The organism is Chitinophaga sp. 05T412, assembly GCF_056396465.1.
Genome location: NZ_JBFTLN010000025.1, coordinates 47575 through 59228, shown reverse-complemented (window position 1 = coordinate 59228; position 11654 = coordinate 47575). Strand labels below are relative to the sequence as shown.

Here is an 11654-nt window from a genome sequence, read left to right as displayed (position 1 = left end):
TCAAAGAAGGTACTGACCATCGTATCAGACAGCACCGCCCTGGCTGAAGGTAACTCAACAGCATTCAAAATGTCGCTGCCGGCAGGTTACCACTCCGCTAAACCGCTGACCATTGCACTGACAACCAGAGCAGCCGGAACGGAAGCCGCCGCTACAGATTTCCAATACCTGCAAACATCGATTACATTCCCACAGGATACTTCTGTGTTCACTACTGTTGCACCGGTTATCAAAGCCGTGACAGATCAGATCCTGGAGAAAGATGAGCAATTAAATATCGCTGCCGCGGTTACTAACTCTCCTGGTTACACAGTAGCAGATGTGTCGTTGAAAATCAACGATGCTACCCGCAGAGATGGCACTAAAGCCGTGATCACGTTCACACCGCCTGCAGCAGGTATGCCGGAAAATACTACACAGCAGATTGGCTTTAAGCTGCCTGCCGGTGTGACTACTGAAATACCAATTAAAGTATCCCTGCCAACTACCGGCACGGCTACACGTAATACAGATTACAGCTTACCAACCGATACGACCTTCACCACTGCATTAGCAGCGATTGAAGTGAAAGTAGCTGGTGATATGCTGGTAGAAGATGTGGAAGATATCCACATCACACCAACCATCAGTGACATTTATAATACGCCTTATACCTTTAATCCAGCCAGCGTAGATCTGACCATTAAAGATGCGCAGTATCCATTCCCGGCGGGCGACTCCGTATTACTGAGCTGTGCTCCGGATAGCGTAAACGAAGGACAAAGCTCTGTGATTACCGCTACCTTCCCGCACGGCTGGAAAGCAGGTAAAGCCTGGACAGTGAACCTGACAAAAGATGTAGTGAAATCTACCATTGGTAATGATCGCTACACCAGCTTCCCAGCCAGCATCAGCATTCCGGCGAATGGTACCAACGGAACTACTACTATTCAAACACTGCCTAATGGCGTATTCAGCGATGAAGGTGCATTGTTCATAGATGGTAATAAGAGCGATGTGAAGATGCCAGCGCGTAGTACCAGTCTTTATATCAAAGACAATACAGACCCTTCCAAGAAGGTACTGACCATCGTATCAGACAGCGCTGCCCTGACCGAAGGTAACAGCACCGCATTCAAAATGTCGCTGCCGGCAGGTTACCACTCTGCTAAACCGTTGACCATTGCTTTGACTACCAAAGCAGCTGGTACAGAAGCAGCAGCCACCGACTTCCAATACCTGCAAACAGCTATTACATTCCCGCAGGATACCTCCGTGTTTACAACTGCTTCACCAGTCATCAAAGCGCTGGTAGACCAGATTATAGAGAAAGATGAACAACTGAATATCGCTGCTGCCGTTACTAACTCACCAGGATATACGGTAACAGATGTGTTGTTGAAAATCAACGATGCTACCCGCAGAGATGGCACTAAAACCGTGATCACGTTTACACCGCCAGCAGCCGGTATGCCGGAAAACACTACACAGCAGATTGGCTTTAAACTGCCTGCCGGCGTGACCACTGAAATACCAATTAAAGTATCCTTGCCAGCAACTGGTACGGCTACCCGTAATACCGATTACAGCCTGCCTGTGGATACCAGCTTCACCACTGCATCCGCGGCGATTGAAGTAAAAGTAGCGGGTGATATCCTAGTGGAAGATGTGGAGAATATTCACATTACGCCATCGATCAGCGACATCTATAGTACGCCTTATACCTTTAATCCGGCCAGCCTCGATCTGACGATTAAGGATGCACAATATCCATTCCCTGCCGGTGACTCCATGATATTGACCAGTGTGCCGGATAGCATTAACGAAGGACAGAGCTCCGTGATTACCGCTACCTTCCCTCATGGGTGGAAAGCAGGTAAAGTATGGACCATCAACCTGGCTAAGAATGCAACATTATCTACCGTGGCAGATAATCGCCATAGCAGCATCCCTGCTACTATCACCATTGCCAATAATGCAGCTTCTGGTACTACACCGGCTATTACTACCAGCACCAACGTTATATTAGATGACGAAGGCGCTATCGTAGTGGATGGTAATGATGGTAATGTAGATATGCCTGCTACCCGCACCGCTATCTATATTAAAGACATCACCCAGCTTCAGCCAAATGCAAGAAAAATAACGCTGACGCCAGATGCTACCCTGGTGCCGGAAGGCAACCGCGTAATGGTACATGTATCCGTACCATATGCATCTACCAAAGATGTAACCATTCAACTGGCAGTAGATAATGCCCTGACAACGGCTAAAAACGTAGACGACTATACGATGTCTGCTACTTCATTTGTACTGCCGCACGGCACCACTACTGCTGATTTTGAACTGCTGAGAACAGCAACAGATAAAGTATTGGAGAATAATGAATCACTGGTAGTGAAAGCGAACACAGGCAACGGTTACACCGTAAATGACCTGAATCTGCAGATCCAGGATCTGACCCGCACCATTCCGGGCAACCTGCAGCTGAGTGTGAATATCTTCAAATCACCGCTGGTAGAAGGCGATAGCGGCGCAGTAACTATTAGTCTGCCTGCAGGAGTAACTACTGCCATCCCTATCCACATCCAGTTGCCGCAAACAGCAGGCACTGCAGAAGCAGGACTGGATTATGCCATGGCTACCACTGTAACTATCGACAGCAGCAGTGTGGTAACGGGATTGGCTATCCGGAAAGATAATTTTACGGAAGGTCCGGAAACCATTACGCTTTCGCCAACAGCCGGAGATGGTATCAGTACCTTTAGTATTGCTATCCCAACCCTGACTATCCAGGACGATGCGGCACAATACCCATTGCCTGCGCCGATTGTAATGCACACAACTGCTGCCGCTATAGATGAAGGTGCCGCACAGGGAGCTCAGCTCAGTGTACAATTGCCAGCTAACTTACAGGCGGGCAGGGACATCACGGTACATATTAATAAGGACAACACCCTGAGTACGGCTATCAATACAGATCATAACGCACTGCCATCTCCCTATGATATTATTATCAAAAAAGGACAAAATATCGGTACACATACTTTTGTACTGAAAGCAGTGAAAGATTTGATTTTGGAAGATGATGAAACCGTAGTGTTCACTGGTAATATCACCGATCCGGTATTCAGTGCAGCAGTAGTAAAAGATACTACTGTTACCATCAAAGACAGAACCCATGATGATCCGGCTACCGGGTTGATACATCTCACGGCCGTTACTACGGGCACGCATGTACTGGAAGGTAATAACTATACCATGAAGGTAGCGTTAGCACCAGGCGTAACTTCCGGCAAGCCAATCGATGTGACATTGAATATCGGTGCAAGATCTGTGGCCACCGCAGGAGACATCGACAACCTGCCTGCTACCGTGACTATTCCGGCTGGCCAGTCCGGTGTGAACTTCACCTTCCAGGCTAAAACAGACTTCATCCTCGAAAAACCAGAACTGTTGTGGATTCAGGCAATGCCGCAGTATGCTGGAATGAAAGGGGATAGCCTGTCAGTTACCATTGATGATGCTACCCGCTTGAATCCGGATAACCTGAAAGTGGAAGTACGTATCGACTCGTCCCTGGTACATGAAGGCAGCGCCAGCAATGCAACCGTTGGATTTGTAAATAGTCAGATTACTTCTTCGGAAGATGTGATCATCAATATCGCCAGAAATATCAGTTCTACGGCAGATGACGCAGACTACAGCGGTGTACCTGCACAGGTAACCCTGGCAGCTGGCGTACACAATAAGGTATATGAACTGAAGATTACCGATGATCAGGTGCTGGAAGGTGATGAGCAACTGCAATTGACTGCACAGTTAGGTACGGCTGGTTATACCCTAGTACAACCGGGCATTGTACTCATCCCTGAAACCGGTGATATGCGTGTAGTGCTGCAGAAAGACAAAGATGCGTCTGAACCGGCTACCAATGGCGCTTACCTCGTGAAGCTGCCAGGTAACCTGACCGCCGCCGCCGATGTGAAAGTAGTGTTCTTCGTGAGCAGCATTGCTGGCACTACCAATATTTCGCCGATCCAAACTTCCGCAGTGATACCGATAGGGAAGAACAGTGTATCCGTTCCTGTTAATGTGATCGATAATAAGATTATTGAGGGAGATGAAACGGTGAAGGTATCCCTGATGCTGGCACAGATGAAACGCTTTAACAGAAATCTGGCCCTGGATGTGGATGACCGTGATTCCGTGAGCCTGAATGTACATGATGATGATGCAGATGCTCCGGGCCGCGCTATCACGATCCAGAAAACAGCAGATGCATCTGAACCAGCTACTGTAGGATCTTTCCGGGTACAGTTTACAGATGCCCAGTTATCTGCCGCCAAAGATGTAACCGTTAATTACACCGTGTCTGGTAGCGCTATAGCAGATACCCGCTACCGTAAACTCAGCGGTACAGTGGTGATCCCGGCTGGCCAGCATAGTGCGGATATCGCAGTTACGCCTATTGATAATGATATTGTAGAGGGAGATGAAGACGTAGTAACGCAGTTAAGCACCGTTAGCAGCACCATCCCGGGTGTGACCTGGCCATTGTCTTCTAACGCATCGGCTACTGTCATCATTCATGATAATGATACCCTGGTGGTGGAAATTTTCGCGAAAGATGCCAGCGTAGCGGAAGGTAAGGCGGTGCAATTTACCCTTAGCTCTCCATCGTCTGCAGCACATGATATTCCTATCCGGATACAGGTCATGCAGGATGCGGCCCGCACGTTTACCGCCGGAGAAGGCACCACCAACAGTAATGTGGTGACGATTACCATGCCGGCACATGCGAAGCAACATACCTTCACCCTTACCACCAACGATAACGATATCAACGATGATGACGGCTATCTGAAAACAACCGTACTGCCGTTCCTCAATGGAGGTAGCAGCACGTTGGTATACAAACCAGGTGATAACGATACTGCCAGAGTGACCATTACGGATAATGATCCGCTGACCCTGTCTTTTGCTGCTGACAAATTCAGCGTGAAAGAAGGTAACCTGGGAGAAAATACACCGCTGCGGTTTAACGTACAACTGAGCAGACAAAGTTCCCGTAAGATTACCATTAACTACGACTTTGAAGAGTCTACCGATGGGGTATCCTATCCATACATGGACTTCAAAGCTACACCGGGTGTAGATTTCGATAACACGATCAAGCAAACGGTGATTGCTCCGCTGCAAACCATCGGACAGATTACGGTGAATATCAAGGGTGATACTACGTTTGAACAAAATGAAACCTTCATCGTGAAAATGTCTTCCGTATCAGTACCATCGGGACAAAACACACCTACCCTCGGTAATCCGCTTAAAGCAACAGGCGTTATCCTGAATGATGATCCGATGTGCAAAACCTGTGATACCGATGGTGATGGCTTAACAGACGGACAGGAAGATATTAACGGTAACGGTGATCCATTTGATGATGACACCGATGGCGACGGTATTCCAAACTTCCTGGATCTGGATTCTGATGGTGACGGTGTACCTGATTCGGTTAGCAGATTTAACCTGGATAAGGATAAGAAAATTAATTACCTCGATGGAATAGATGGTAAGATCCGCGTACATCCTGCTATTTCACCAAATAATGATGGTTTGGGTAATGAGGCGATGTATATCGAGAACATCGAGAAGTATCCAAATAATGAAGTGACAATATTTAATCGCTGGGGTGGCACGGTGTTCAAGCTGAAGAACTATGACAATAAGTCCAACAACTTCAGAGGACGTTCCAATGCAGGAGGCAGTGCGGGTAATGATGTACCAGATGGGTCTTACTTCTATAATATAGAGGTGACCATAAATGGTAAGAAGGAGCGCGTCACGGGCTTTATCGTGATTAAACGTTAACGCATATATGAATTTATTAGTAAGATGAGTTTGATAAAATATTTAAGCTGATACCTATGAAAGAGCGTCTTATGCAAGCTTTAGGAATTGTGGTCCTATGCTGTTGTGTGGGTTTGAAAGCGACTGCACAACAGGAACCGCTGTACTCGCAGTACATGTTCAACGGCATGATTATAAATCCGGCGTATCCTTCTATGGACGAATCTTCCAGTCTTACCGCAGTTGGGCGTAACCAATGGGTGGGAGTAGATGGAGCGCCTAAAACAGCTACAGCTTCTTTTTATACGCCCATTAAGGCTACCAATACCAGTTTTGGCGTATCGCTGATGAATGAAAAAATCACGGTGAATTCACAAACGGCGGTCAACTTTAACGTTTCCCAACGGGTAAAGCTCAACGAAAAAATCTACCTCGCCATGGGGCTCAAGGGTGGGATGTCGCAGTTCCGGGAGGATAACAGCTCTCTGTCGACTTCAGATCCTGTGTTTGCGCATAACCAGAGCTATTGGAAAACGGATATCGGATTTGGTTTCATGGTGTTCACCGACCGGTTCTTTATCGGGTTATCATCGCCTACTTTCAAAAGCTTTGACTTAGGCAACAGTGTGAATAAGGTGAAAGTAGAATCCCATTATTATCTGCAAACCGGCTACCTGATTAATATCAATGACGACGTGAAGTTTAAGCCCAACGTGTTATTACGTCAGGTGAAAGGCGCCGGTTTTCAGTATGACCTGAATGCGAATATCCTGTTGAAAAACGTGGTATGGCTGGGCGCTTCCTGGCGTTCAGAGAAAACCATGACGGGGTTGGTACAGGTACAGATTACCAAGAACCTGCAGATGGGCTACTCTTACGATGCGCCTATGCAGTCGAATCTAAAGGGCGCACAAACGGTATCGCACGAGTTAATGGTAAACTACCGGTTTGCCTGGTCTAAGTGGAAAGTGGTGGCGCCGCGTTATTTCTAATTATATTAAAATCAAGAATAGTATGCGAAAATTTAGTTTCTCTTCCCTCATACTTTTTCTGAGCATTGTTTCCCTGTTTGTTTCCTGCAGCTTTGTAAAGGATCACGTGCAAATAGGTGGCTTAGGGAGTAACGCCAAGGTCAGGCGCGCAGAACGTTTATATAAAAGACAAGAATATGAGCGTGCCATCTCGTTGTGCAATGATGTGATCAATAACGGCGCCACGGAGGACGTGTTGCGTCAGGCAAAATTGCAATTGGCAAGGACTTATTTCGAAACCAGGCAGTTCGAGAAAACGATTAGTTTGTACGACGAGCTGTTATACAAGCCGGAAAAGGATATTCAGGTAACGGATGTTACCAACTATATGGATCTGCTGAAGCGCACCGGAAGGGTGGTGAAGGCCCAGGAGATCAGCGCGGTATATGCCAATAACTATAAGAGTAATGCCCGCTTTTCCAATTTACAATCGTCGCTGGTAGACTATTACAGCTTCTTTAACCGCGACTCTATGGAGAATATCCGGGTAGACAGCTTACGGTTAAACCTGCCCGGTTATCAGTACGGGCTTGCCTTGTACCAGAGCAATATTGTTTTTTTGTCCAATGATTTTAAGAAGAAGGAACAGCAAACGTTCTATACCAACTCCAAATTATACCAGGTATCCGAAGATGGGGTAGAGCCTTTTAATAACAGCCTGCGGGGTGTATTACAGGTGGGACCAGCTTCTTTCTTTGATAACGGGCAGAAGGTTATTTATACCTCTAATCGTTTCACGGACGTGAAAAACGACAAAAACTCCTATATCAATTATAATAATGGTACGCAGTTGTTGTCGGCCATTTACCAGCCGGACCATGATGTGTGGAGTAAACCGGTGCCGGTGAAGCTGGGAAAAAATATGGAATCTTATTCTTTCCTGCACCCATCAGTTGCAGCTAATGGTAAACGGTTGTACTTTGCATCCGATATGCCCGGTGGTTTGGGCGGTACGGATATTTACTATGCCGACTGGGACAAAGAAGCGAAACGGTGGAAAACACCAGTGAATATGGGGCCCGAAGTAAATACCAACGGCAATGAGCTGTATCCTTTCGTGGTAGGTGATAAGTTGTTCTTTTCTTCCAATGGTCTGCGTGGCTTTGGTGGATTGGATATATTTATGATCAATATTAAGAAACCAGAAGAAGGTACCGTACATTTGCCTTATCCTGTGAATACCCAGTTCGATGATCTGAATCCGGTATTAGACGAAAATAAACTGCTGTTATATTTTACATCAGATCGTTCGGGAGCGCATGACAATGATCATATTTATGTATTAAACCTGAAGAAAAATCCTTTGAAACAGCTGGATTTGCCTTATCCCGGCAAGCCAGTAAAAGAAGACGATAAAGTGCCTTATACCACGAATCAGACAGATAGCCGCCAACAGCTAACTTTAGTAGGTAGTAAACAGTATGACAATCTCCCTGTGGAACAAACAGTGAAGGCGCCTGCTGTAGTAACACCTGTAACCAGTGTAGCCGTAGCCGTTACCCCTGATCGCAACGTGGTGGATTATTCCGAAAAAAATATAGACAGCTCACCAGAAAATATCCCCTGGCAAACGACTACAGCGGGAAGCACTACTCCTGCGTACACATCTTCCAATACTACCACTACTACCGTACAAACCAGCCAGGCCGCTTATAGCAGTCCGGAAGTTGTCAGCTGGCAACAGCCCATGGGTATACCTGCTGCGTATAAGGGTAGCAGTTATGGACTGGGAAAAGACAGCGCCTTGAAAACGCTGGACGGACTGTGGAAGGTACCAGGCTTTATTTATTACGATCTGAACTCTTATGTGCCACAAGACCAGGAATGGCGGAAGCTGGATTCCATTTTCCGTATCTGGAAAACCAATCCTCATCGGGTTATCCTGGTGAACGGCCATACAGATATCATTGGTACAGAAAGATACAACCTGTCCCTGTCTAAAAACAGGGCGGTATATATACAGGAATGTTTGCTGGCCAGAGGCGTGGATGCAGATAAAATAAGAATCAATTATTTCGGCTCTACACGGCCGATATGGGTGGCAAAGCAATATAGTCTGGATAATGACAGAGACATCTTCATTCAGCTGCAGGGCGTGAACCGGAGATGCGAGATCAGGATTCAATAAAATGTTTATCGGTTATTTTTTGCGTATATCAAACTAACACAAATGAACAAAATTTCTTCACTAATGCTTTTACTGGCGGTAGGCACACAAGCCTTCGCACAGGAAATGCCTGTTGTGTTTAACAAGAGCTTCAGTGCTCCCAAGAACCAGTATAAGAAGCTGGCGATTGCGGAAAACAATGCGATTGTTGCTATCGGCGGCGGAACAGATAATGGTTGCATTACCAAATTATCTGCAACAGGAAACCTTATTTATAATGCCAAATTGAATAAAGGTGGCCTGGTAGCTTATCAGGATCTGCTTTTATTACCTAAAAATGAATTGGTGGCAGTGGGTGGCGGTACCATTGCTTACGGTAATGCACGTATTACCAAACTGTCGGCTACCGGTGAAGTCATCTTCGACAAGAGCATAGGCAACGGTCAGGGTGGTTATTTCACGAAAATTATTACGGATCGTCATGGTAATTATATCACCGTTGGGGTAGATGGTAGCAAACCGGCCCAGGCACGTATCACTAAAATGAGTGCCGACGGTAAAATTGAATTTGATAAAGGCTTTGGTACACACAACGTTTTTACCAATGTATTGATTGATGAAGATGAAAATATCGTTGCTGTAGGTGGTGACGTAGGTGATGGACAAGGTAAAGCATACATGGTAAAGGTAGATGGTAAAGGAGAAAAGCAATTTGAGCTTTCCTTTGGTAAACCAGGCGCCGTTTTTGAAAAAATGTTATTGCTGGAAGATGGCGCTGTACTGGCTATGGGCGGTGGCGCTTATGGTACCGGCAATGCCAGCCGTATCGCTAAGGTGAATGCGGAAGGTCAGGTAGTATTCGACAAAGAATACAGCACCGTAGATGGTAAATTCAACGCCATCAAAGTGAATGACCTGGGTCAGATCTTCGCCTGCGCAGAAGAAAAAGACAAAGGCCGTATTGTGAAACTGCGTCCGGATGGAACTGAACTGTTTAACAAAGAAACCGATGCCGCTTTATACGCATTGGAAGTTGGTAAAAATGGTAAAGTAGTAGCCGCCGGCGGTAACGTTAGCACTAACACCGGTAAAATCGTGAAACTGTTGCCCGATGGTACCATGGTAGTGAATAAAAACATGGGCTCTGTTTTCCAACACCTGTTACTCACCGAAGACGACGAAATCTGCGTAGTGGCGAAAGATGGCTACCGCATGATTAAAGTAAGTCCCGACGGTGAAATGATGTTCGACAAACAACTGGGTAAATATGATGCTAAAACGAGTCTCGCTTCCCTGCTGATGAGCCCTTCCGGCGAAATCATTGCTGCTGGTGGCGGTGATGAAGATGGTAACCGCATCATTAAAATCAGCCACGGGGTATCTATTAATGATATCGCGGTATCTGAACCACTGAACGGTTTATCTAACGCTACCCTCACCATTACTTTATCCGGATTCCTGAGAAGCAATGGAGTTCGTACCCCCGTTAACGTACATTACAAAACCATTCCACATAAAGGTAGCGCAGGTCCTGCCGACTTCGACGTAACAGAAGGAACCATTTCTTTTGTACCGTCTGAGTTTGCTGCGGGTGCTATTATCTCCAAATCCATCCAGATTCCGATTAAAAGCGATAACCTGCTGGAAGGTAAAGAAGCTTTCCACGTAGAAGTACTGGATGCTTCAGACCTGTACCTGACCAAAGCCAAAGGAGAAGTAACCATCCTGGATCAACCAGCCATGGTGAAATTTATTGGTGGTAACAATGGTGCAGAACCTAATACAGACGTAGTGTTTTCTGCTGGTTTGTTTAAAAGAGATAACACTCCTTTGATAAATGCTACTTCCAAGCCAGTGCGTTTAACCTACAAGTTTGGTAACGGTACCGCTTTACCGGGCGCCGATTTCGTGAGCAGCATTAAAGCGCCTTTCTCGATCGACAGTGGCGCTACCACGGCTAGCCTGAACGTAAAAGTAAAAGACGATAACCGTTTTGAACTGGCGGAAACAGTAGTACTGGTATTAAGCGAAATTAAAGCAGAAAATGAAGCAGTAGTAGGCTACAACGGCGACGTTACCTCTATTTCTGCTTCCCAATACATACAGGATCAGGCCGCATATATTACCCTGGTGAAGCTGACAGATGCCAATGAATCTGCTACAGCACCGGTAAGTATGTTTAAATGTATCCTGGTAAAAGCGGCTGACCAATCCGTACAAACCAATTGTACCGGCAGCGATATCAATATCTTCTTCGGCGTTGACTCTGCCAGCACCGCTGTTTACGGTAAGGACTATGTGATCATGAATGGTGACATGGTGAAAATTACCGGCGACTGCGCATTCAGCGAAACAGATATCCAGGTAGCACTGGTAAACGACCGTATCAAAGAAGCAGATGCTTTGGTAGCAGTGAAACTGCGTGACGCCACAGCAGCAGCAAATGCAGGGGTATTGAAAATCTCCCCTGAGCTGAAACTGAACAAAGCCGTAGCGATCATCCATGATGATGATAACGATGAAGGCACCGTGCTGACAGCTAAATAATAACGGCTTGGATCAATAACCGATATACGCGCTTCAGGCACACCTACTTCCCGCATAGTTAGCTATGCGGGAATTTTTTTTGCAGCAAACAATCAATAAATTTCCGCTTTTGAGCGACCAGATTCAGTATTTAGTTG

The 11654-nt window shown here is 46.2% G+C and carries 4 protein-coding genes; all 4 read left to right on the top strand.

Annotation, left to right across the window (positions count from 1 at the left end; all coding sequences use genetic code 11):
• Positions 1-5853, top strand: a 5853-nt coding sequence (locus AC1DFM_RS33840; protein WP_477081213.1) for a Calx-beta domain-containing protein, incomplete at its 5' end; no start/stop codon positions are given.
• Between the two features lie 56 nt (positions 5854-5909).
• Complete coding sequence (locus AC1DFM_RS33835; RefSeq protein ID WP_477081212.1) at positions 5910-6824, top strand: PorP/SprF family type IX secretion system membrane protein; 915 nt, start codon at positions 5910-5912, stop codon at positions 6822-6824.
• Positions 6825-6846: 22 nt separating this feature from the next.
• Positions 6847-8991 carry an OmpA family protein gene (locus AC1DFM_RS33830; protein ID WP_477081211.1) on the top strand — a complete coding sequence of 715 codons (2145 nt, stop codon included), beginning with the start codon at positions 6847-6849 and terminating at the stop codon, positions 8989-8991.
• A 42-nt stretch (positions 8992-9033) separates the two neighbouring features.
• Positions 9034-11517, top strand: coding sequence for a Calx-beta domain-containing protein (locus AC1DFM_RS33825; RefSeq protein WP_477081210.1), 2484 nt, complete (start codon positions 9034-9036; stop codon positions 11515-11517).
• Positions 11518-11654: the final 137 nt, after the last annotated feature.

Excerpts from the sequence above, each read along its gene's own strand:
- AC1DFM_RS33835 (WP_477081212.1), top strand. The coding sequence starts at position 5,910 with ATGAAAGAGCGTCTTATGCAAGCTTTAGGAATTGTGGTCCTATGCTGT.
- AC1DFM_RS33830 (WP_477081211.1), top strand. The coding sequence starts at position 6,847 with ATGCGAAAATTTAGTTTCTCTTCCCTCATACTTTTTCTGAGCATTGTT.
- AC1DFM_RS33825 (WP_477081210.1), top strand. The coding sequence starts at position 9,034 with ATGAACAAAATTTCTTCACTAATGCTTTTACTGGCGGTAGGCACACAA.